The organism is Mycobacterium sp. DL440, assembly GCF_011745145.1.
Classification (GTDB): domain Bacteria; phylum Actinomycetota; class Actinomycetes; order Mycobacteriales; family Mycobacteriaceae; genus Mycobacterium.
In genome coordinates, this window is sequence record NZ_CP050191.1 from 134253 (window position 1) to 156773 (window position 22521).

The window sequence follows — 22521 nt, forward strand, 5'->3', positions numbered from 1 at the left end:
GCAATACATCGGTGCATGCGCGTGGGCGAGGGCCTGTCGGTGCCCTATGCGCGCAAGTGGTCGATTGGCGGGTGTGAACCACGGCATTCGTTATGGAGTTACCCGCACGACTCGATTCTGGATTTCTCTACTGGGCTATTCGAGCTAGCTTTCCCCATACTGACGACCGATGATTCGATAGTGATCGACATGGGGGTGGCAACAATCTGGGTTGCGGCGAATGGTAATTCGCGAGGTGCAGATAAAGCATCGGCTTTTCTAATTGGGCGCCAGGATGAAACGTTGCCTGTCGCTATTGTTAATTCGCCGGAAGTTGCAGTCGGGTTGCTCGGTGAGCTTTCAGCCCCGGTTGAGTCGTGCCCAGATGACGAGCTCATACAAATTGGGTTTCCTGGGATCCGCCTAGAGGATCGCGTATACGTCGGCAGCTGGCAATGGAATGTTCATGCAGAGGTGCGCGGGGAGGAATTTGTATGCCGCACGGCGCACGCAACTTTGGCTGCAATTCGGTCGAAAGAAGCTGAGCATGACAGGTGATATCGCAGAGACGCTCGCGAAACTGCCCGCAGCGCCGGGCATTACCTACCGCGGCATGTCCGGGATGCCAGCGACATCTGCGTTCACCCTGGCGACCGTCATGCCGACGTCGAGGGATCCCCGCATCGCCACCGAGAACTTCACCGCAGAACGTGTGGCCGCCATTGTGACAGTCACCGGTCGGTTTATCGGTCCGTTGTCACGGCATCCTGAGGAGCTGGAAGTGGCGATACTGCCCGCGACGTTGTTACTGCCAGTTGGTTCAGTCGTAGTTGCTGGACTGGAGAACGAGGTCGTATTGCTCGCAGAGGCGGGTACGGCACCTGGGCTCCCTGACGATTTGTCAGAGCTCAAAAGCATAGTCGAGAAACAGGTTAAGGATGCTCTCCAGCGTGAGCCCGTAGCGGTCCGGTCCCCCGGGCGGTTTACTCCATTGCGCCGTAGCCCTCCGAACTAAAGAGAGAGCGGCGCTTCTGGCTAGCGCATGCGAAAGCTTCTCAGCAGCGCGCTCGCGATGAGTTCGACTCCCGCCCCAAGCAGCTGATCCCAGTTCTCGTCAGGGTCGGTCGCGGCGAGGTGATCGCGGTCGATTGCCTCGGTGATTTGTGGCAACAGTCCGATGGATTCGGTCGAGTAGATAGATTGGCCGGAGAGAGGAGTGTGATGAAATTCGAGAACACCTTTCTATCTCGAGAGAACAGATATTGGTTGGGAATTGAAAAGGATTCGGGGCGGCACTACGCTGCAATCCCGGTAGCGAACGGCATGGTCGACTTCGTGGAAAGCTATTGGATAACGGACGACCAGTATCAGATATTTTTGAATGATCATGCCACTGCATTGCACTTTATTGAGAGCTGCCGCAGAAGTGAGCACGATGACTTGCTCATTTTCAAACCGGGAACCGATCGCGGTGTGCCGGTCTAGACGGGTCTTCCGGGGGAAGTTGTGGATGACATGGCAGTGACTGGTGCGCTAGCCGAGTACTGCGGAAGGCGTCTTCGCATCTTGTTCAGTGGTGACGACTGGGTAGCGCTGCGTGTCGAATCTGCTGTCGAGTTCCCGGATGCGTTCGACTGGGGAGAAGCTCCCGCGGGGTTAGGGCACTACGAACCGTGGGTCAAGGTGCCGAGATCGACTCTGGATGCTGTCGTGCAAGTGCGTGTCAACGGAACACTGAAGGGACACAACGTATCTCTGCAGCAACAGTTGCCAGACGGGCGGATCAGTGTCGAGTTCGTTGGTCCTCCTGCCGTAGCTCGTGAGCTCGGCCTGAACGGCGACCAATACATGGGATGGACTGGTCTGATACTTCCGGATGAGTTGAAAGACATCCAAATCGAGGAGACACGTAGGGTCTGAGCACCTCTTTGTGGATGATCCGACACTCCTCCTACAGGTAAGTCGGCAATTATATCTTCAAAGGAAAGCTAGGTGGTTAGATGGCTGGTGATGAAATAGATATCAATGAAGCCATTACTCTGTATTTGAAACACTATCCCGGCAGAAACGACGAAGAGTTCGCTTCACATTTTGGCCCAGTTGCGGTCGGAGCGGCCAAGGATCGGGTCCGACTGATCTTGGACGAAGCAATGGGCATCAAGCCTGACTGGAACTCGATGAGCCTCAGCGACGCCGGTGATTACGTTGAGGCAGTGATGCGTGACCGTCATCCTGAGCTGTCGGGGGAATCCCTTGAATGTATCGGCAACTACTTCACATATTTGATGCGTTAGTTCGACCGCCATCGTCATCGCCGCGACGAGTTCGATGCTTGCCTCAAGTGGCTGATCCTGGTCTGGGTTGGCTGGCCGGGATCAGCTCGATAGGGGCGGGGTGCTCTCGGTCGACGGCCTCGGCACTCCTCCAGCGTGGGGATCCGCATGATGAGAGACGGGGCTGAGACGTGGGAGGTACTCGACGATGGCACCGAACGTCTTGTCGCGGTGCTAGATGGACGGCACTGGATTCCGCAGGGGAACTGATGATTGACATTCCGATCACTTCCGCCATAGCGGAGTATCGCGGGCGTCGGCTCCGGATCGTGTTCAGCGGTGACGATTGGGTCGCATTGCACGCCGCACCCGGAACCGATATTCCGGATGGTTTCGCAAGCGGAGATGCACCCATTGGGCGCGGATACTACGAATCGTGGGTGAAGGTCCCAAGGTCTGCATTGGACGGTGTGGTGCATGTACGCGTGAGTGGAAGTCTTTCCGGACACGTGGTTGCGCTGCAGACTCGATATCCTGACGGTCTGATTGGGGTGGAATTCGTTGGTCCGCCAGCGGTCGCTCGGGAACTCGGCCTCGACGGAGACCAATACATGGGATGGACGGGTCTCGTCTCACCCGGCAGTCTGACTGACATCCAAGTGGAAGAGACTCGGCGTGCCTGACGCACTCGTTTTGCAGAAGCTGCTCACGGGTCGCGCCGCGGCCGCCATCGTGGAGTTAGGAGAGGATCAGGTCGGCGGCTTCGTGGCGGAAGCAGGGGCGGCAACCAGTCTCCGGACCCCCGCAGAGCTATTGGCCGCGTACGGCATTGATGCGAACCCTGAATTCGCGGACGTCGTACGTTCCGAACAGCCCCGGCTGGCCGCGTGCAGTAACCCGCCCTCAAGTAGCTGATTCCGGTCAGGGCTGGCCGGCCGGGGTCAGCTTGATAGCGGCGAGGTGTTCTCGGTCGACCGCTTCGGTGAACTCTTCCAGCGTGGGGATGCGTGGTTCGTGGAACGTCAACCCCATCATCCGTTGCGCACGTTTGACGCCGTAGGACTCGGCGCAACGCCGGAACAGGTCGGCGACGGTGGCGCGGTCCGTGATGAGTTCGCCGTGCATGGTCGTCGTCTGCCCGTCGTGCAGGACCTCGGCGGTGGCGCCGTCGCGGAAGTTGTGCTTCCATGCCGCGTCGGTCAGCGCATAGAGGGTGTGGTCGATGTGGTGGGCGCTCAACGGAATCGCATACTGCCGGCCGGTCTTTCGACCGCGGACGGTCAGCACCATGAACTGCCTGCGCGCGGCGCCGGCGAGTGGCGTGCGAAGCATGAACCGCAGGGCCGGATTGACGACGCGCAGCATCGCCTTCGGCGGGTGGGCCACGGTGACCATGGGCGATTGCTCTGTCATGTCCTCACGCTAGGCCCAAATTGGGCAGGTGGGCCCCAGATACTTGTCTACGCCGGCAGGGTGCGCCGTCAATCGGCGTCCTGGCATGTGCCAGATGTCGGGGCGGTCCGGACTGCGCCGCGATCAGCCGGGCCAAGCGCGACGCCCGCACCGACCTGACCGGGCGCAGTGGTCTGCTCACCGGTGGGCGCGCCAGGGATCGCGGCCCGCGTAGGCTGAGCAGATCGATACTCCCGCGCGAGTCGAGGCCCGCGCCCCCATCCGCGTAGCCGTGTTGTCGCCCATCGCGTGGCGCACACCGCCCCGTCACTACGGGCCGTGGGAGCAGTTCGCGTCGTTACTCACCGAGGGGTTGGTGGCTGCCGGGCACGACGTCACCCTGTTCGCCACTGCCGACTCGATCACCACGGCGTCCTTGCACTCGACAGCTGCGCGTGGCTGGTCTGAGGACGAGTCGATCGACGCCAAGGTCGCCGAATGCCTACACATCGCTTCGGTGTTCGAGCGTGCCGACGAATTCGACGTGATCCACAACGGATTCGACTTTCTGCCGCTCACCTACAGCGATCTGGTCAGCACCCCGGTGGTGACCACGATCCACGGTTTCTCGTCGAGCCGGATCGTTCCGGTCTACCAGCGCTACAACGGCGCAGGCGCTTACGTGTCGATCAGTGACGCGGACCGGCATCCGGACCTGCACTACGCCGCGACCATTCACCACGGCATCGATGTCGAGGAGTTCGCGGTCCATCCGGATCCCGGCGAGCATCTGCTGTTCTTCGGCCGGATTCATCCGGACAAGGGCACCGCGCAGGCGATCGAGGTCGCCCGCCGGTGTGGGCGCCGGCTCGACATCGCCGGGATCATTCAGGACCAGCAGTACTTTCGCGACGCGGTTGAGCCGTTCATCGACGGCGAGCAGGTGCGCTACCTCGGTGCCGTCGACACGTCGGCGCGCGCCGAGGTGCTGGGCAGCGCGCACGCCCTGCTGCACCTGATCGGCTTCGACGAACCGTTCGGCTACAGCGTGGTCGAGGCAATGGCTTGTGGCACACCGGTTATCGCCAACAACAGAGGCTCGATGGGTGAGCTGATCAGGCACGGTGTCACCGGGTTTCTGGTCGAGGACACCGATGCCGCGGTGACTGCTGTCGGGGCGGTCGGCACGCTCGATCGTCCGAAGATCGCTGCGCTCACCGCGGAGCGCTTCACGGTAGCGGCGATGGTCGACAAGTACGTGGCCGTGTACCGCGAGGTCATCGGGACATGACCGACACGATGTGGTGGAAATCGGCTGTCGTCTATCAGATCTATCCACGCAGCTTCGCCGACTCGAACGGCGACGGGGTCGGTGATCTGGGCGGAATCCTTGAGCGCCTTGACTATTTGTCCGAGCTCGGCGTTGACGTGATCTGGTTGTCGCCGATCTACCGTTCACCGCACGCCGACAACGGTTACGACATCAGTGACTACCGCGACATCGACCCGCTGTTCGGGACGTTGGGCGATGTCGACGAGCTGATCGCTCAGCTACACGCCCGCGGGATGAAGCTGGTGATGGACCTGGTGGTCAACCACACCTCCGACGAGCACCCGTGGTTCGTCGAATCGCGTTCATCACGGGACAACCCCAAGCGGGATTGGTACATCTGGCGCGATGCCCGCGACGGTGTTGAACCGAACAACTGGGGCTCGTTCTTCAGCGGACCGGCGTGGACCTGGGAGCCGGACACCGGCCAGTACTACCTGCACCTGTTCGACCGAAAGCAACCCGACCTGAACTGGGAGAACGCCCAGGTCCGAAAAGCCGTCCAGGACATCATGGTGTGGTGGTTGGACCGCGGGGTCGACGGCTTCCGCATGGACGTCATCAATTTCATCTCCAAGGCCGACGGGCTCCCCGATGTGCCCGCTGATCCGCTGCAGCGGTACGTCATCGCCTACGACGGATTCGTCGACGGACCGCGCGTGCATGCCTACCTTGCCGAGATGACCCGCAACGTGTTTGGTGACCGTGACGGCGAGTTCCTCACCGTCGGTGAGATGCCGGGCGTGACGCCCGAGCAAGCCCGGCTCTACACCGATCCGGCCCGGGGTGAGTTGGACATGGTCTTTCAGTTCGAGCATGTGTCCGTCGACCAGGGACCTGCGGGCAAGTTCGACCCTCGCGGACTCGACCTGATCGCCCTGAAGACCACGCTGCACCGCTGGCAGGCCGCGCTGGCCGAAACCGGGTGGAACAGCCTGTACTGGAACAACCACGATCAGCCCCGCGTGGTGTCCCGGTTCGGCGACGACGACCCCGCGTACCGGGCTGCCTCGGCCAAGGCGCTCGCCACCGTGCTGCACGGCATGCGCGGTACCCCGTTCGTCTATCAAGGCGAAGAACTCGGCATGACGAACTATCCATTCCGAAATCCGCAGGACCACAAAGACCTTGAGGCCGTCAACTACTACAACGGCGTGGTCGATCTGGGTGGCGATGCGGCGGCGGCGCTGGCCGGGCTGGCAAAGATGAGCCGCGACAACGCCCGCACGCCCATGCAATGGGATGGGGGACCGGGTGCCGGATTCAGCACCGGTGAGCCGTGGCTGCCGGTCAACCCCAACCACAGCTGGCTGAACGCCGAGGCCCAAACCGGTGCAGCGGATTCGGTGTTCGCGCACTATCGAGCTCTTATTCGGCTGCGCCACGAAATGCCCGTCTTCGCCGATGGCGACTTCACGCCGCTGATGGCAGACGACCCGCAGATCTGGGCCTACACCCGGATTACAGCGGATAGCAGGCTCCTGGTGATCGCCAATTGCAGCCGCGAGCCGCGGACAGTCGACATCGGACCGGACTGGACCTCGGCCGAGCTGTTGCTCGGTAACCTTCCCGGGACTGGCGTCGCGTCGACGTCACTCGAGCTTCTCGGGTGGGACGCACGGATCTACTCTGTTGGGGAGTAAGTGCTTTTGCCCCTCGGCTCTCCAGCGTCCTTGCCATAACACTGCAGTCACATCGGCCACATCGGCACCGGGAAGGGGGACGGCCAGTGGATTCGAATCGTGATATCACCGGCGATACCACTGTTATAGATCGCGGTCACGAGCCATCTGCCTAGCGTCGGCATCTCGACGCCGATGCAACTCAGGCCGGCTACCACGTCCCGTCGGCGACCGCGTCGGGGCTATCGCCGCCGAGTGTGATCACCGTGGCTTGGTCGACGGGCACAAACGGGTTCTCCTCGGTGCCAAGCATTTTGCCGACACTCTTGACGCGTGCCAAGGCCTCGGACGGGGCGAGGTCGCTCGCGTCGGCGTGGTAAAAATCGAACCACGGCAGACCTGCGCGTACGTAAGCCTCCCGGTCGATCGGTGTCGGTGGCGGTAGCTCTCCGGTGATGGCGGTCCACTGGGCGGCCGAGCACAAGTGGACGAAGACCCGCGGGGCGCTGCTCTCGTCGTAGTCGGACAGTGGGCGGTCATCGGCGTAGACCTCCTGCCGCATCCGCCCGCCGGCCCCCAGTCCCATGCTCGCCGACGGAGCGGGGAGCATTCCATCCCCCAGCGTTGCCGGCCCACACTCCACCCGCAGCGTCTGCGCGGCATGCCACTCGTCAAGGGCCTGCGGTATCAGACCGACGGCCCGTAGTTGGACTCCGCCATGCGTCTCCTCCCCAGTGACCTGTCCTTCGACAGTGGCGCCTGAGCCTAGGGGGGCGGCAACAAACTGGCGAATGAATCCGTCGCCCGCGTTGATGCCGTCGAGCCACGGCTGATCGGGTAGCGCTACATAATTCTGCGGATCGCCGACGAGGTGATCGATCCAGGGCAAACCGCTGACCGCGCAGACCTTGCCGATACCGACCTGCAAAGCCGCGGGTTGGGACGCGTCGAACGACAGCCACATCGCCTCGCGCTGGTAGATCGGCAGCATGACACCGCCCCGTGAAAGCCACTCGGCTGGTGCGGTGTCGGGGTAGTCCGCGACCCGGCGCAGCGGAAACCGGCCCAGACCGGGAGGCAGCGGATGCAGCCCGGTCTCGGGGATTCGTAGGGTCCGCTGAAACTGCACGGTCACCGGACCCAGCACCAACCGGTCCCCGATGATCTCTACCGGTGCCTTACGCGTCATGACTACCCCTATCTCGGATTGCTGCCGATATGAATAGCACCGGGCACCGACACGCTTGAGCGCGAACATCAGCCTGGAACAGTGGCGGATCCTGCCGACGCTGATGGACTTCTTGACCAACTCTGATCGGCGGTACCCCGGCTACAACGAGCGACAGACTTGTCGGTGCCTGGTGCGACGATCTCCGGTTGCTTTGAACCAGGAGAGAAACATGATCAGGTCCTTGGCTGTGTCCGCGGCTGCCGTAGCCGCCGCTGTGTCGATGGTGTTCGCGCCGGCCGCGAGTGCGACGCCGGGTTGCGAGTCCGTCCCGTGGGGATTCTTGGGTAGCCAGCTACGCACACTGTGTGACGGGCCAATGCTGGCCGACGGCAGCTGGATGCGGGCCAGAGTGATCTGGGTTCCTGCGCATCAGGTGCCGTTCCGCTGCACCTACAGCACCTATAGCAGCTCCTGCTCCGGCGGCTACTTCGTCGACGATTCGGTGGTCAGTGCGGAGCAGTACCCGGTGCGGCCCGAGACCGTGCTGCCCGACGAGCCGGGCTACCTCGGGCCGGCGGCACCGGTGCAGAACCTGGGTACGCCCTTGTACTGAGCGTCAGATCAGCCGTGCTGCACGAGTACCACCGACACCGAACGCATGGGTGTGACGCGACAAGCCGTGGGGAATTAGATTCGCGGCGAACGGCTTTGAGTGGTTCCGTTTCCGGCGCCGGCGCATCTGGCCGCCGGTGGGCTGTGGCTGTGGGATGACGTCGTCGACTGGTGTCGCGTGAGCGAGTACGTGGGCGAGGATAGTGGCTTGGACTACCCGTCGATGGAGGATCACCCCGCGATCGGGCGACGCACCTCCAGTTGCGCAAGGTCTGCTGCAATACGTCCGGCCGCCCATCCAGCGCCGCTGGAGGCCAACATTTCACGGGGAACAGTCGCTGGGAAGAGCCGGTCGGTGAGTTCATCGGTAGCCTGGCTGCGCGCTGCCAGCACGGGAAGCAGCGTTCCGCGTTCCACTTCCGTGGCGACCGTCGCTGAGGTCGCGGTAAGGCGTTCACCGACGCGTGTGGCATAGGAGAGAAGAAATGATTGACGAAACGACCGCGTCCGGGCCTGTCCGTTGCGGGTTTCTCGTCCAGCGGTCAGCATCGCCCGGTTGGCTTGTACCAATAGTGAAGTAGACAGCAGCTCAACGAATTCCAGGTCGCAGTCGGCGCCGATGACTGCGACGAACCCGATCTTCTCCGCGCACACCATGCGGCACCGGTTGGCTGTCGCCACGGACTGCACCAGTGCCGCCTTGGCGCTGACGTAGGGGCTGTCGATCCAGATCCGCCGAGCGATGGCCTCCGCCGTGCGACCACGTTCATGATCGCGAATCGCGTGGTGCAACGAGTACCTGCTCATCAGTTCTTGCGCCTTGGCGGACAGAGCTTCAGCTTCTTCGGGGAACTGGGTGGCCTCGGCCTTGGCCAGCAGCGCGCGCACCCGGCTGAGCGCTTTCGCGTCAGATGGATTCACTGCGACCGACGAATGTTGGTGCGCGCCGGGCAACGGCAGCAACGGTTCCAGGATCGGAAGGGTTCCCAGGAGTCGCAGCACCTTCAGCACGACCGTTATAGCGGCCTGATCGTCGACAGCATGCCGATCAGCCCAGTCCCACATCTGCGGAGTGCTGTGGTCGGTCCTCGCGGACAACGCGGTGAGCTCGGCGCGCCATCGCGGGTGCAGTGCGGTGACGGGATAGCGCCGGGACTCGAGGACGATAGCCTCGTCCAGATAGCTGGTAGCCGATGCGTCGAGACGGCGACGAGCGAACTCGTGGAGGTCATTCGGTGACCAACCCGCCTGCCACGCCTTGTTGATGGCGCCGGTCATGGCACCGTCGGCGGCCAGGTCGAGATCGTGCGCATTTCCGCGACAGTCGTCGAGCAGTTCGGCGGCGTGGGATTCCGCGTCGTGGTCGGGACACATCGCGCAGTGGTACAGCCGTGCAATGAGCTGGTCGAGTATGGCGACGCGGTCGTACTCGGGATCGGGGTTCCAGCGTTGTTGTTGGGACGACGTGCGCCGGCGGTTCTTCTGCTTGGCGGCGCGCTTTTGGCGGTTGCGGCGGCTCATGCCCGGATACTGCCGGACGGCTGCGACACGTTCGGCCGACTGGCCCCCGGGCGACGCCGCCGTGCACGATGTCGACACCAGCGAGTCCCGGCTGTCGAAAACAACGAGCAGAAGCGATTCAAGTCTGTCGAAAATGCAGGTTCAGGTCATGCTCGTCCATCGTGTCCACGTTACGGACGCCGGGCTGGCAGACCGACAGGGCGGCGCAGAGTCTTCGTGATTTCGCGACCGAAGTGGACAGTCCGAAGCACGGCAACCCTTCCGCACTGGCTGTGGTGACGGCCACCGGTGGTGGCGGAAAACGAACCGACGACCTGTGTCTGTGGGCCGAGGACTCGGCCCTCCCGGTGAAGAGCGCCAGCCCGGCACCGCCGATATCGCGGACTTCGCGCGAAAGTTGGTGGCGCGTGGACGGATTCTGCCGGCACTCGGTGTCGACGAGGGCCAGCCCGTCGCGTTCTGGCGGCCAGTCATCCAGGGCGCCGAAGTGATGGAACTGAACGCGATCATCGCGGCCATGCCGCCGGTGTGCCGGGCGGAATCGGATGCTCCACGAGCACCGGATTTCGCTTTCGTCACGGTCTGGGCCTACGCCGAGCTCAACGACTTCGTGGACGCTGACTCAGGTGTGTGAGGCCCCGACCACCTCCACGTCTGAGGTCCAATTCGCTATTCCGCGTCGTATTGCGGCGTAGTTTGGGCTGCCATAGTCAGGCGGTGCTGTCCCTTCAAGCCCGTTTATCCGTACAGAGTACAGCGATGCCGAATTGGTGGTGATTGACAACGAACCACCCGGAGACGTCTTTAATTCAAGCGTGAAGTCTGATTCTGTACGCAGTGGAGTTGAGCTGATAATCGTCCAGGCGGTCCTCTCTCCTCGGCGGTCAGTTTGATTCCATGAGTAGTGGATCACGTTGCGTGCCACCAGTAGTGCGGTGCTTGTCTCTGTAATTCTCTCCGCAAGACGCATCTCTAAAGCAACCCCGAGTACGGACCGAATTCCGTCGTACCTTACTTCAAGAATCTGCGCCTCAAGGAGTGCATCTTCTTCCGACAACGGATCAGGTGTGACGGTGCCGTTGGTCACTAGCGGCTCAAGGAAGAATAAATCATCCAACGTCGGCATACTTCAGTCCTAACCTAAAGGGATGTGCCAGTACGGGTCTGCGCGGCTGATTGTCTGGCCTGTGATCGGATTGACTGCCTGGCCTGCGCTATTTTCGTAGGATACGTATCCGTTCGGATACTGGTAGTTGCCAGTGGTTACTGGGTCCATGACGCGAACTCGGACCACTCGTGGGTCTAATACCCGACTCCCGGGAGGGATGTCATAGACCATGCCTTTGCCGTTATCAGTGACTGTTCCCGCGGCTCCCGGTGGGACAGCGGGCAAGGACTCATTTCCGGGACCCGCAACAGTCTCAGGCCTCGGATGTCCTGAGTTTCCGGGAAGCGCGCCATCGGGGTAGATGCCGAAGTCGGCGAGTCTAGCTCGTAGCGCGGCTTGCTGAATGTCGAGGGATTCTCTCTCGGCGAGGCAGGCGTTGTATTGGGGTACTGGGAGTGGCCCGACGATTGCTACGGAACACCTGCCGTTGTAGGAAGCGATGTCGAGGTTCAGCTTGTCCCACGCCGCTAGTGCCTGTTCCTTGGTCATGAGTCGCGGGTCGTCGGGAGCAGGTGCGGTCTTGAAGGTGACCGCCTGCACCGTGCCGTTTTCGTGGAACGTGAGTTCGTCTAGTGGGGCGAGTGCGGTGGTGATTTTGGCGGCGACCTCACCGTCGATGTTCACGAGTTTCTGTACTCGGGAGGTGATTTCAGTCGCGAAGGCGGTGGCTCGGGCCTGTCGGGCCTCGAATCCGCGCATCAGCGGACTCCATGACCGGTCGGTGACCGAGAAATCCTGCTCCACAGTGAACCCGGCCATCTGAGCTTCTTCGATGGCGTCGAGGACCTGGGCTTTAGCCCAGACGATTTCACCGGCGCCATGACGGGCGGCGGAAGCGGCGGTTTGCAGGCAGTCGACCGCAGAACGCACCTTGACCACATCGCCCCACGCGCGGTCGGCTGCGGCGTCCGCTCCATCTCCTGTCCATGCAGTGCCGCCAGGCGAGAGGGTCTGGGTGTGCAGGGACTCGAAAGTGGATTCCCAGAGTTTCGCTGTTGTGGTCCAGTGGGTGTCGGCGGACTCCAGGTGCGGGACGTCGAAGGCTTCGATATCCGTGCGCGTCGGACTAGTGAACCCGTTGAGGGCGGGCATGTCAGACCTGTACGGTCTGGCCGATGTCGGCGATGCGCAGTGCCGAGTTACCGTCGGTGCTGACGTAGGAATCGGCGGCGGTACGCACTTTTGCCCCGGTCGCCCTCGTGCGGGTGGCCAGGATGGATGCGGCGGCGGTGATCAGGCCGTGGCCCTGCTCGACCGCTATCGTGCTGGCCGAGACGGACGATCTGGTAGCTGGGGGAGCGGTGGTGCCGGTCAGGACGGTTGCTGCGGTGTCTTGTGCGTCGGCGAGCTGGTGCAACCCAGCGTCGTCAACTTTGATGGCTTCCCCCACGGAGGACACTGTAGGACAGCGGGGTGCTGGTTAGGGCTATCTGCTGTCCCGATGGTCTGGGCGTATTTGACGAGGAAGTACGGTGGTCCGGCACTGACTGCGGCGACCGCGGTGGCATCGCACTGGTCGCGGGTGCCGCTGGCGGTGGCGGGGGGGCTGGGCTATGGCAGAAGGAGGTGCGGCGTTGGGCCTCATGACGGGTCCGTTTGCGCCAGTTGCCGTCCCGGTATTCGCCGCTGCAGGTGGCCTTGCCGGAGGTTTCGGTGGGATCGAAATGGGCGAGTTTGTCGGGGAGGCTTTGTGTCCGAACTGAACCTCCCCGAACCAGCGAACTGGGCCAAAGCCGGCAAGCACGCGTGGTGGGCGGGACTGGTCGTGTCTGTGGGGATGGCCTACTTCGTTGTCCGGGGGATCCTTGCCGGCCTGCGCGGCAACTACTTGACGACGGTTTTGATTTTCGGATTCGTCACGTTTCCAGTCCTGATGATGGCGGCGCTGTTGCTGGCGGCGGCGGGCCAGACGCGGACGCGGACCTCCAGCGACGCAACCGGGTTCACCGTGTGGCCGGATAAGCGGTTCAGCATGCTGTATCTGACAGGCCTCGCGGTGATCAGCCCGTCGGCACTGCTGCTCGCGTTCTTCATCCCGCGTGGCGCGATCGACATTCCCATGTCGCGAGGGCTCCAAATCTTCTCGCCTGCGCTGTTCATAGCAGTTGTCGTGTTCGCGGTCATCGGCCTCATCAGCTGGGTGCGGCGCGGAGGAGTCGGATACCTCAAATTCAGCCCGGCAATGATTGAGATCGCCGATGTCATCAAGACCAGGGCGGTGGAATGGGATGACATTGTCGACATCAAGGATCATTCGGAGACCAAGGATGGCAAGACGGCCGGCAGGTCGGTGGTGCTGTGCCTACGCGATGGCAGCGAGAAGGTCATCGGTGGCCTGAGCATCTATGTCCCGACGGGCGTGCCGCTCTACTGGATGGTGCGGCACTACTGGCGACACCCAGCAGACCGCGCGGAGCTGATGGACTCGCGGGCGTCAGAGCGGTTGCGCGACGGACAGTTCGATCTCAAGTAGCGCTACCACCCTGGCTGTCCGTGGGGATGACGGGTATGGGTTCCCAAAGTGGGTGACTGAGCTGGATGTGTCGATCGACTCAGATCGGACGGTCGGTCGCGTGGCGAATGATGCCGGCGGGGTGGACCTGGCGCTCTCTGCTGTCACCCCACATCAGTCGAAGTATGCGACGGGGGAGCGGGTTTCGACCCTCACGTCCTACACATCCATGGGCGGTGCCTGGCACTCCACGCTGAGGCACACCAACGTGCTGTCGGCCGGGACGGCACGGTTCCCTCGCGGTGTGGACCTACAGGTCGGGCAGGGGCGCATGGCTGATGACGTGCGGGCACTCAAACCGCTCAAGACCATCCAGCTCGATGTCGTCACCGAAGGCCAACTCAGCCTGCACATGCCGGTACCAGTGTCGGTGCGAGACTGATCGGTCCGAGGTGGGCACCTGGTATGGGCTTTTGACGCTCGTCAAAGTTCTTGACGATGTCGGACCACCGACGTGACGTCGGGAAACTCGCCGCGTTACAGGTGACCTTGCGCGGGTTCCATTGTCGATCATTTGTGATCGACAATGGAGGAGGACTGGTTGGCACATGCGCCCTCTGGCTGCCCGTGTTTGGCGTGCATCGCTGGTGCACTGTCAAAGGCGATCGGTTCATTGGGCACTGCGACATCTACGGCCCCCACCTGACGCGCTGACGGAGCCAATGGATGTTGCGTCGAAAGGTATGCAGCAAGCGATTTCTCGTCGGACAAACCCATTCTCCGCAAGACCGCAACCAGGTCTCTGCCTGTAATGAAGACGATTGGGTGCTGGTCCTCTCGTACTTCTTGGTAGGCCTGAGCGGCAATGAAGGCTGTGGTGACAAAGACCCCGAATTCTCGATGCTTAATCCGCGCGATCAGCCGACTCACCAACTTGACGCCGACACCGCCACCGTCGGGGTCGTAGCACTTCGCCTCAAGGGCGAACTGCAGCCGGACCGGATCCTCATCCGGGCCAATGCGGAATTCTCCGATGGCGTCCCGCCCGCCGTCGCGACTGGGCCGTGTCACTTCGACTGATGCAACATGCGGATCGGAGTTGAGCCACATGTCTGCCGCGAAGTGTTCAAACTCGACTGGGGCCTCGGCGAAGTACTGGTGGACTGCGCGCATCAACCACACGTCACCAGATTTTGGCTGTTGTTCTTGTTTACTGCGCACCACGAGGTTTCGTGGCGCTTCGAGGGCCTGGTAGATCCGGGCCTTGACCCAGGACCGCCACTCGACGGGGCATGCGGCCCCGAGTGGATTTCCCGCGACGATCTCATTGATCCATTCGCGGCGGACGATCGGTGTCTGGAGCACGGTGAAGTGGGAACGATAATTCTGGAACCGGAGGTCACGCGTGGTGCGCCATACGGCAACGAGTTCTTCGTCACTCGTCAATCGTGGAGACCCAGGCGCTAGCAGTCCACGGAACATAACGTCGCGGCCACTGACTTTTTCAAATAGGAACACGGGCGGCACTTTGAGTCGTTCATCTGCACCAGCACGGGATGCGGCGAAAATGTTCCGCAGCAACAGGTTTCCACCTCGCGGAGTTTCGTGAAGATCCTTAACCGGTTTCCGGTTATCGCCGTAGTAGGTGAAATCGCCCGTCGTTGGCTCGATGTGGTCGGGCCAGTCAACTTCGGCCCCGGAGGTGTTATAGCACCACAAGCCGCACGGCCCCATTCACGACGCTTCCTTTGAAGCGAAACCCGCCTTGGTTGCCAACGGGCAGGAGCTTTCCGATCGCATCGTCTCCGGCGTGGCCCTGAGTACCTCCTGAATAGACACGGTCCAAGACGAGGTCAGCCGCCGCAAGTTCACCGAATGGAACTTTCTCGGACACAAAGCCACCTCCGACGCTGGTAGTTGGGTTCTACCTCAACATAAGTTAGGCGCTCGTTGGCCGGCACATAACGGTATGTCTCGCGGTGTCGGACCAAGCATTGGCAATTCTTGAGGCAGGACGGAACGTGCCCAGTTGCCAGAGTGCTCCATACCTCGTGTATGAATCACCCCGGCGCTGGACGGCACTCCGGCCTGCCTAGCGCTTCTCAAGCGCTACGCGCCACCATTGAGCTTCGAGACTTGGCTCGCCGCCCAAAAAGTGCTCGGGCGATACTCTGGCCGACGGCCGCAGCAACGGGCGGCGGGAATGCATTGCCAATTTGCCTGTATGCGGCGGTCTTTCGGCCGTAGAACATCCAATCCCTCGGGAACCCCTGGATGGCCGCAGCCATTTCAAGAGTTAACCGCGGAACGTGATGCAACGGTGTGGTGGCGTCGGGCCCGACGTTCGCTAGGCCTCTGCCGTCGACGCCGAGCGCCAGCCACGCCGCACGCGCCCGAGTCGGGCCCAGGTCTGGCCCGCCATGTTTCCGCGAACCCCCCACAATCGTCGGGCCCACATCGTTAGCCTTCTTCGCCCAGGCGGCCGCGCCGGGCCAGCCGTCACGTGCCATCAGTGGTTTGAGAATTTCGCCGACAGTCGTGGTCTTGGCAAGCGGCGTGGGCCAATGGAAGCTCTCGAAGTAGTTATCCTTGACTGCAACGAGGATAAATCGTGGCCGCAGCTGAGGGACGCCAAAGTCGCTTGCGTTCAGCACTTGCCAATCTGCGCGGTACCCCATCGAAGCCAACTTGTCCAGGACCGATTGGCGGTAGCCGTCAAATTTTGCAGTAGACAGGCCCCGAACATTCTCAAGCATTACAGCAGTTGGCTTAGCTTCGGAGACCAGCCGCAGGGCTTCCGGGAAAAGGTCTCGCTCGTCGTCCTTGCCGAGTTGCTTGCCCGCGATCGAGAACGGTGGGCAGGGCACGCCGCCCGCGAGTAGGTCGATGCCACGGTACGGAAGGCCGTCTATCTCGCGTACGTCTCCCTCGTGGACCTTCCACTGCGGCCGGTTGATCCGCAGGGTTTCGCACGGTTCAGGCTCGATCTCTACCGCTAGTTCGTGTGCGAAACCGGCTCGCTCTAAGCCAAGGGACTGTCCGCCGGCTCCTGCGCAGATTTCTAGGCAGCTGAGTGTATTCGTCATCGGTTACCTCCGTCAGGTATCGAATCTATGTTCGATTTGACTCGATCATGACTCACGCCACCGACAAGTGCTAGCACCGTCGTAGATTAGTCGCGTGATGGCCAAAGGTGGCGCACCCACGCCGACGCGGCCCGGTTACACGACATCGCCGGGCCGGTCACGCAACATGGCGGCCATACGTCGTGTTGATACCAAGCCAGAGATCGCCCTGCGGTCGGAGCTCCATCGCCTTGGCTACCGATTCCGCAAGGATTTCCCGGTCCGCATCGACGGGCGGCTCATCCGACCCGACATCGTCTTCACAAAACGCAAAGTCGCTGTCTTCGTGGACGGATGTTTCTGGCATTGCTGCCCAGAGCACGGTCAACGGCCGAAAGTGAATGGTGAATATTGGTCGCCGAAGCTGGAGCGCAACGTCAAACGGGATCGTGAACAGACCGGAGCGCTGGAGTCCGCGGGCTGGATGGTCCTCCGGTTTTGGGCGCACGACCCTGCTGACGCGGTGGCCGACGCCGTCAGTCAAATACTGTCGGGGTGAACTCGTCGGTTATGGGACTATTCCTCCCTCACACCTCGCTCGGGCAATATGGGTGCCTCGCATTGTGGGTCATTGGGGATTGCTCGTCTCCAGTGGCATCCCTGGATCAGCGGATCTTTGCCGCTTCCGGCCGTCACGCGAACCGAAATGTAGTGCTTATCGTCTGGCTCCGGAACGCCGAGCGCCCTGGCCAGGTGAGCATGGTAGCTGCTCAAGATGATGTAGCCCTCCGGCTTTAACGCACTGCGGGCGCCGCCGTTCGTGCGCACCCGCTTCTGATCGTCCAGCTGCATCGCCACGGTCCGAACGGTGTTGCGGTGAACGAGTCGGCCTTCGGTTGCGCGGAACAATCGATTAACTCGTTGTGTGCCATAACGGTTGTCGAAGATGTGTGCCACCACGTCGTCTGGCAGTTGCAACAATATGCTTGCTGGCATGGGAGCGTCCCGCCACAGCCATTTGATTGCTTGGCGCCCAATAGGATTCAACGAGCTCTTCTTGTCACGGTTGGACCCTTCGCGTCGATACGCCTCGGCGACACGAATGAGCCCGAGTGAGAATCGTGCGTCGGGGTCGCTCCCGGTAGCGACCAATGCGATCTCATCGAAGACCTCCGGTGGGAGCATCCAGCCACCATCGGTTTGACTCCACTTAGCGTCGACTTGATGACCTGCGATGCGGTAGTCGGTCGTTTTGCCATCGTTGAAGCCGAACTCACGCTGGGCATTGATCTCGAAGACGGTGCCGAAATGTGTCCTCTCGGTCTTCGCCAGCTCTGACCAGCGAAATCTTCCCGTTTCAGGGCCGTTGTAGATCATGTCGTAGGTATGCCGCAGGACTGCTCCCCATCGAGCTCCGGTTGGGTCGAGGCGCAGGATCTCTGCTGCAACTTCTTCAACTGCCGAATCGACATGCGAATCCTCGGTCACCCGCGGGAATCTACCGGAGGTGTCGGGACACGGGCGATCTCTGCCCAGTCCTCCACTCCCACCAATCGCGTTCCTCCGTGGACTGATAGCCAGGTTGCTCCAGGCAGCTGGCCAATTTTCATTCGCCGCGCGCCGGTCAGTATTCACTTGCAGCCAGCAAGTCAGCCAGGGCGGCCGCCAAACTCTCCAGAAGAGCTGTTTCTGTCGGTGGTGTGCCTTAACATCGGCCGCAGTAGCAGGATTCGAGAACCACGATGCTGGGGGTAAACGCAACCGTGCCGGTTGATGACCGACGTCCGAAAGTGATGCTGGGGATTGCTGACAGCGCTAGCGAGGCTCCCGGCTGCGATGCGTTTATCGGTGCACTCATAAGTCTCGGTTCGTTGCTCCGGCGTTATCTTGGCAAGCTCGACGGCCGTCAGCTAGTTGTCGCGATCTCATTGCCTCGCCGAGATTACGCTGCCGCGCTTGTTGGTGCGGGATGGATGCTGTCTGCGCCAGCGCCAAACCTCACAGAACCGATCACTACCTTTCGCAGCACCGAGCAAGGCGCGTTTCTCAGAGCTGTTACCCACGACAAAGTAGTCTCCGGCAGATTCACCTCGCTTAATGAGTCCCGCACGCCTGCCCGTGTGATTACCGGCGGCAGAACACTGGTGCTGTCGTCTGTCGAAGCCGTAGCTGAGATACCCGGCATCTGCGAATCGGTCATCGGCGACGTGCCGACACCTGGGTACCTGGCGCAATTGACGGCGGCCGTGGACACCTGGAGACAACGAATAGCCTCGCCTCCAACGGATCTAGCGATAGTCGGTACTACGAAGTGGCTACTTGATGACTTCGCTGCATTGATTGGCAGTAGTAGCGCCGCCGATGATATTGCGCCGCTGTCGAATTACGTGCTGCCAAACGTCCCAAAGGCCGCGACTTGGGCTACGACCGTGATCTCCTCTGCTCGACTGCGTGAGATCGACCCGATCCCACCCGATTGCCTAGCAGTCATTCTCGATCGCTATGGAGCAATTAAGTATCTTGACGAGATCACGGTGCCGATAGTTGTATGCATCATCGACCGATCAGTAGCGGACGATTCAGCGGCCGAGCTGGTCGTTCAGGCTCGCGTAGCGAATAGCCAGCCTGTAGATGTGAGCGCTTTCCGTTGGCAATCGCCGCCTGGTGTCGAAGCACTAGCCTTCACCGTCGCGCTATGAGTCGAATTCACCGGGTGATCAGTCGATATGCTGCATGCCGTGCTGTGCTTCGGGGCGGCGTCGACATTTTTTCTGTCGGCGACCCAGCCGGTGCGCAGCTCAACGCCGCGGTGCGTAAAGCGCAGGTGACTATTGACGATGCCTACAGCGATATTTGGCAACCACTGCTACGAGCAGCCAATGCTGTTCGCTGGCGCCGTCTCTTGCAGCCGCAACCGAACGCGCTCAGTCCCGGTCTTCGGGAGATTGTCGACGCTGTTCAGCGTGAAGCCGATGGGCTGCGAAACGTAGTGAATGACACTGCATTAGTCATCGAAATCGCAAACGCCGCAGTCCATGTGGGCGAGACTGATTCGCCTGTGGGCGCGGTGCTGTTGCAGTCAATACACGAAGTAGGCGTCGACAGATGTGTTGTCGTTACAAACAAGCGATCTACGCGTGCCGCTGTCGCTGAGTGGCTCCACGGCCATGATGTCGCGATTGTGGCGCCAGGTGAGTACGACCGCATTGCCGATGAGGTGGAACAGACGTATGTGGTCGGTCCCCCCAACTGCTTCCCTGCCGCCATCATCTCCGCGCCGGCCACAGAAGCGGTCACATTCATGATGCCCGCGTGGTATTCGAACACCGCTCTTCCGGCCTCGGCACTCACTGGCTATACCGGCCAATCGAGAATCCGTACAAGAGTGCGTCCGGTTGGCGATATCGAACAACCCACAGAATCGACGGACACCGATCCACCACTTGTGGACAACTTCTTTCCAGCACCCGTGTGGGGTTCGCGTCAGTCTGAGGACCGCGAGCCTGCAAGCGACGAGGTCGAGGCCCGAAAGATTCTCCTCTGTGGCGGATTTCGCCTCTGGCTCGATGACGGCGAACGGATCCGCTCTCTCGACCCTTGCCAACCCGAAGGGGATCGAGTCAGTTACGAGGCGGTTGGCGGGGTTCGGCCCGGCACCTACCTCGTACTTCGTGAAGGCGCGACTGAGCGCGGTGCCATGTATGACGCTGCAGTCGCAGGTGCGGGTGACCGGGCCGCTGGCATGCTGACTACGCAGCTGGAATGGAAGCACGCGCTCGCACAACGCTTGGAAAGGGATGGAGCTGACCGAGTCGCATCTGCACTGAGATCCCGCGGCATAAAGGAAGCCAGCAGGGTGCGCGCTTGGATCGACCCGACACTGATCTGTCCAAAGCGTGAGGCAAGCCTCAGTGTCGTGCTGGATTGGCTTGGAATACCACAAGAGCCGACGTTCACTAACGCCGTCACACTCCGGCGAGGGCTCTATCGTGCGATCGCAGACCTTCGTAAGGAACTTGAGAGCGCAGCCAGCCAGTCCGATCTGAACGCGTTGGAGCGAGATGGCTTCCTACGACTCGACCTACACCGTGAGGGCTTTCGCAGCATGATAGTCACTCGGGTTATCGCCCGAGCACCGTTCACTGAGATCGTTCTCCGCAGTCAGACCAGGATCCCGTTCCCCGACGAAGGTGCGAAATGGCTCGAATGATCCCCGCGTATTTTCCCGACGACGCACCCCCTGGTGAGAAGGCCCTTTACCGCGCGCTCGCGGAGAGTGGTGACACAGGTGACTGGATCGTGCTGCACTCCGTCGGGATTGCACACCACGTCAAGAACCCCGAAGGTGAGGCTGACTTTGTCATCATCGCCCCTGAGTTGGGAGTCCTCGTCATCGAGGTCAAGTCGCATGAGTACATACACTTCGATGATGGAGTCTGGCATCTCGGAAACAAGTCCGAAACACGGGGCCCAATCAAGCAGGCAAGCCAGGCCAAGCATTCGATCCGTAACTTCCTGGCGCGCAAGCAAGTCGAGCTTCGATCATTACCTGTAGTGAGCGCGGCGTGGTTCACGGCGGTGCGTGCTCGGTCGACACTGCCTAGCTCAGCCGAATGGCACGATTGGGAGATTCTCGATTCTGAGGATCTCAAGCGGAGCCCAATCGCAGCCATTCGCCGCACGCTTGCGGCGGGCACAGCGCATCTCGACGAGAAGTTTCACGGCTTCAGCTACGGCGGCGTAGGCCCCGACATCGAAACGGCTAAGCGGATCGCGATGTTGCTTCGACCGAGTTTCGAAGTCGGAGTGGTCGCCGGCGATATGCGCAATGCCCGCGAGAAGGACTTGATCCGTTTCGTCGAGGAGCAATATCAAGCTCTCGACTCCATGGCGGACAACAAACGCGTGCTCTTCACTGGACCAGCGGGCTCAGGCAAGACGCTGCTGGCGATGGAGGCAGCTCGACGCGAGATCGCCATGGGCAACCGGGGCAGGCTCCTCTGCTTCAACCGATTCCTCGGTCAACGCCTGAAGGCAGACATGCCTGATGATGCAGCGTTGACAGTAGGCACCTTTCACAGTCAATTGCTCGACCTCGCGGGTATTTCAGCTCCGACCGAACCAGATGCTGATTTCTGGACTCACTTCCTGCCCGCGCAAGCACTCGAATCCCTGATCAACGCAGGCGATGAAGCTCAAGGTGATTTCCTCATCATCGACGAGGTTCAGGATGTGCTGAACGATTCTTACCTCGATGTGCTTGACCTGATGGTCAAGGGAGGGCTCCGGGCCGGGCGCGTGTTGATGTTTGGCGATTTCGAGCGCCAAGCAATATTCGATGGAGGGACCGGCCGCGCCCTCGTGGATGCGCGAATACCGCATCTTCCGACAAACAGGCTTGTAATGAACTGCCGGAATCTCCCGCGCATCGGCTATAGCGTCAACATCTTCAGCGGGTTGAAGCCTGGCTACCAACACTTTCGGCGCGATGACGATGGATTCAATCCGGTGTGGTTGAAGTACCGGCGTGGCGATGATCAGTCGCAGCGACTCCGCGAGGCAGTACAAGCGCTGCGGGGCGACAACTACGAGCTGAACGAGATTGTGGTGTTAAGCCCGCTTGGAAGCGAATCGGTCGCGGCGTCAACAACTGACACCTGGTTGCGTCAAGTGCTCAAGCCGACTGATGGGCGATCGAGTAATCGGGGTGAGCTCCGTTACTCGACGATCCATGCCTTCAAAGGCCTTGAAGCGCCGGCGGTTATCGTCACGGACCTCGATCGCGACTCAGTGCCAAACTTCGAATCGCTTCTCTATGTGGGGCTAACGCGTGCAACCGACAGGCTCTACGGTTTGGTCGAGGCAAGTACCGGATTAGCAGGCTTGGAGGGCAAACTGTGAGCGGTGTAGGGGCGCGGGCGACTGTAGAGGCCGCA

Annotated in this window: 22 protein-coding genes and 1 pseudogene; 14 read left to right on the top strand and 9 right to left on the bottom strand. The window is 61.3% G+C overall.

Features of this window, described 5'->3' with window-relative positions; genetic code table 11:
- Positions 1 to 21: 21 nt before the first annotated feature.
- From HBE63_RS00605 to HBE63_RS00620, 4 genes are all read left to right on the top strand, one after another.
- Positions 22 to 537 (top strand): hypothetical protein, encoded by a 516-nt coding sequence (locus tag HBE63_RS00605; RefSeq protein ID WP_166902399.1) that lies wholly within the window; start codon positions 22 to 24, stop codon positions 535 to 537.
- Complete coding sequence (locus tag HBE63_RS00610; RefSeq protein ID WP_166902401.1) at positions 527 to 994, top strand: hypothetical protein; 468 nt, start codon at positions 527 to 529, stop codon at positions 992 to 994. The genes HBE63_RS00605 and HBE63_RS00610 overlap by 11 nt, the downstream gene beginning before the upstream one ends.
- A gap of 206 nt (positions 995 to 1200) precedes the next feature.
- Positions 1201 to 1464: a hypothetical protein gene (locus tag HBE63_RS00615; RefSeq protein ID WP_166902402.1), complete on the top strand. Its 264-nt coding sequence runs from the start codon at positions 1201 to 1203 to the stop codon at positions 1462 to 1464.
- Positions 1465 to 1979: 515 nt separating this feature from the next.
- A complete protein-coding gene (locus HBE63_RS00620; RefSeq protein WP_166902404.1) occupies positions 1980 to 2273 on the top strand; it encodes a hypothetical protein in 294 nt (97 codons plus the stop codon).
- A 900-nt stretch (positions 2274 to 3173) separates the two neighbouring features.
- Here the strand turns inward: HBE63_RS00620 and HBE63_RS00625 are convergent.
- The gene (locus tag HBE63_RS00625; protein ID WP_166902406.1) at positions 3174 to 3665 is read right to left on the bottom strand and encodes a hypothetical protein; all 492 of its coding nucleotides are present in this window, start codon (positions 3663 to 3665) and stop codon (positions 3174 to 3176) included.
- A 271-nt stretch (positions 3666 to 3936) separates the two neighbouring features.
- On the opposite strand from HBE63_RS00625, the gene HBE63_RS00630 reads away from it, so the two are divergent.
- On the top strand, positions 3937 to 4935 hold the full coding sequence (locus HBE63_RS00630; protein WP_208301267.1) for a glycosyltransferase family 4 protein: 999 nt from the start codon (positions 3937 to 3939) through the stop codon (positions 4933 to 4935).
- Positions 4932 to 6617 (top strand): alpha-glucosidase, encoded by a 1686-nt coding sequence (locus HBE63_RS00635; protein WP_166902408.1) that lies wholly within the window; start codon positions 4932 to 4934, stop codon positions 6615 to 6617. The genes HBE63_RS00630 and HBE63_RS00635 overlap by 4 nt, the downstream gene beginning before the upstream one ends.
- A gap of 190 nt (positions 6618 to 6807) precedes the next feature.
- Here HBE63_RS00635 and HBE63_RS00640 read toward each other — a convergent pair whose 3' ends face one another.
- Complete coding sequence (locus HBE63_RS00640; protein WP_166902409.1) at positions 6808 to 7785, bottom strand: hypothetical protein; 978 nt, start codon at positions 7783 to 7785, stop codon at positions 6808 to 6810.
- A 211-nt stretch (positions 7786 to 7996) separates the two neighbouring features.
- On the opposite strand from HBE63_RS00640, the gene HBE63_RS00645 reads away from it, so the two are divergent.
- Complete coding sequence (locus tag HBE63_RS00645) at positions 7997 to 8380, top strand: hypothetical protein (RefSeq protein ID WP_166902411.1); 384 nt, start codon at positions 7997 to 7999, stop codon at positions 8378 to 8380.
- 230 nt (positions 8381 to 8610) lie between these two features.
- Here the strand turns inward: HBE63_RS00645 and HBE63_RS00650 are convergent, their stop codons facing one another.
- Positions 8611 to 9900: a DUF2786 domain-containing protein gene (locus HBE63_RS00650; RefSeq protein ID WP_166902412.1), complete on the bottom strand. Its 1290-nt coding sequence runs from the start codon at positions 9898 to 9900 to the stop codon at positions 8611 to 8613.
- A 316-nt stretch (positions 9901 to 10216) separates the two neighbouring features.
- Between HBE63_RS00650 and HBE63_RS00655 the strand changes: the two genes are divergently transcribed.
- Positions 10217 to 10534, top strand: coding sequence for a hypothetical protein (locus HBE63_RS00655; protein ID WP_166902414.1), 318 nt, complete (start codon positions 10217 to 10219; stop codon positions 10532 to 10534).
- On the opposite strand, the gene HBE63_RS00660 is transcribed toward HBE63_RS00655, so the two are convergent.
- From HBE63_RS00660 to HBE63_RS00670, 3 genes are read right to left on the bottom strand one after another with little or no spacing between them, the layout of a single operon-like run.
- Positions 10523 to 11017, bottom strand: coding sequence for a hypothetical protein (locus HBE63_RS00660; RefSeq protein ID WP_166902416.1), 495 nt, complete (start codon positions 11015 to 11017; stop codon positions 10523 to 10525). The two genes, HBE63_RS00655 and HBE63_RS00660, sit on opposite strands and share 12 nt — an antisense overlap.
- A gap of 18 nt (positions 11018 to 11035) precedes the next feature.
- The gene (locus tag HBE63_RS00665) at positions 11036 to 12160 is read right to left on the bottom strand and encodes a hypothetical protein (RefSeq protein ID WP_166902418.1); all 1125 of its coding nucleotides are present in this window, start codon (positions 12158 to 12160) and stop codon (positions 11036 to 11038) included.
- Between the two features lies 1 nt (position 12161).
- Entirely contained in the window at positions 12162 to 12458 is a 297-nt protein-coding gene (locus HBE63_RS00670) for a hypothetical protein (protein WP_166902420.1), read from the bottom strand.
- A 300-nt stretch (positions 12459 to 12758) separates the two neighbouring features.
- On the opposite strand from HBE63_RS00670, the gene HBE63_RS00675 reads away from it, so the two are divergent.
- Both HBE63_RS00675 and HBE63_RS00680 read left to right on the top strand, forming a co-directional pair.
- Positions 12759 to 13541: a hypothetical protein gene (locus tag HBE63_RS00675; RefSeq protein WP_243858412.1), complete on the top strand. Its 783-nt coding sequence runs from the start codon at positions 12759 to 12761 to the stop codon at positions 13539 to 13541.
- A 16-nt stretch (positions 13542 to 13557) separates the two neighbouring features.
- Positions 13558 to 13962 (top strand): annotated as a pseudogene (locus tag HBE63_RS00680) (acetoacetate decarboxylase); the annotation flags it as partial.
- A gap of 128 nt (positions 13963 to 14090) precedes the next feature.
- Here the strand turns inward: HBE63_RS00680 and HBE63_RS00685 are convergent.
- On the bottom strand, positions 14091 to 15254 hold the full coding sequence (locus HBE63_RS00685) for a restriction endonuclease (RefSeq protein WP_208301269.1): 1164 nt from the start codon (positions 15252 to 15254) through the stop codon (positions 14091 to 14093).
- A 368-nt stretch (positions 15255 to 15622) separates the two neighbouring features.
- Positions 15623 to 16606, bottom strand: coding sequence for a DNA cytosine methyltransferase (locus HBE63_RS00690; protein WP_166902422.1), 984 nt, complete (start codon positions 16604 to 16606; stop codon positions 15623 to 15625).
- 166 nt (positions 16607 to 16772) lie between these two features.
- Between HBE63_RS00690 and HBE63_RS00695 the strand changes: the two genes are divergently transcribed.
- Positions 16773 to 17144: a very short patch repair endonuclease gene (locus HBE63_RS00695; protein ID WP_243858807.1), complete on the top strand. Its 372-nt coding sequence runs from the start codon at positions 16773 to 16775 to the stop codon at positions 17142 to 17144.
- 17 nt (positions 17145 to 17161) lie between these two features.
- Here HBE63_RS00695 and HBE63_RS00700 read toward each other — a convergent pair whose 3' ends face one another.
- Positions 17162 to 18073, bottom strand: a complete 912-nt coding sequence (locus HBE63_RS00700; protein WP_166902424.1) for a NaeI family type II restriction endonuclease — start codon at positions 18071 to 18073, stop codon at positions 17162 to 17164.
- Between the two features lie 275 nt (positions 18074 to 18348).
- Between HBE63_RS00700 and HBE63_RS00705 the strand changes: the two genes are divergently transcribed.
- Genes HBE63_RS00705 through HBE63_RS00715 form a run of 3 tightly spaced genes read left to right on the top strand, consistent with a single transcriptional unit; the run spans position 18349 to position 22486 of the window.
- A complete protein-coding gene (locus tag HBE63_RS00705; RefSeq protein WP_243858414.1) occupies positions 18349 to 19284 on the top strand; it encodes a hypothetical protein in 936 nt (311 codons plus the stop codon).
- Positions 19281 to 20795, top strand: a complete 1515-nt coding sequence (locus HBE63_RS00710; RefSeq protein WP_166902426.1) for a hypothetical protein — start codon at positions 19281 to 19283, stop codon at positions 20793 to 20795. Before HBE63_RS00705 ends, HBE63_RS00710 begins: the two co-directional genes overlap by 4 nt.
- Complete coding sequence (locus HBE63_RS00715) at positions 20783 to 22486, top strand: nuclease-related domain-containing DEAD/DEAH box helicase (protein ID WP_208301270.1); 1704 nt, start codon at positions 20783 to 20785, stop codon at positions 22484 to 22486. The genes HBE63_RS00710 and HBE63_RS00715 overlap by 13 nt, the downstream gene beginning before the upstream one ends.
- The last annotated feature ends 35 nt before the right edge of the window (positions 22487 to 22521 follow it).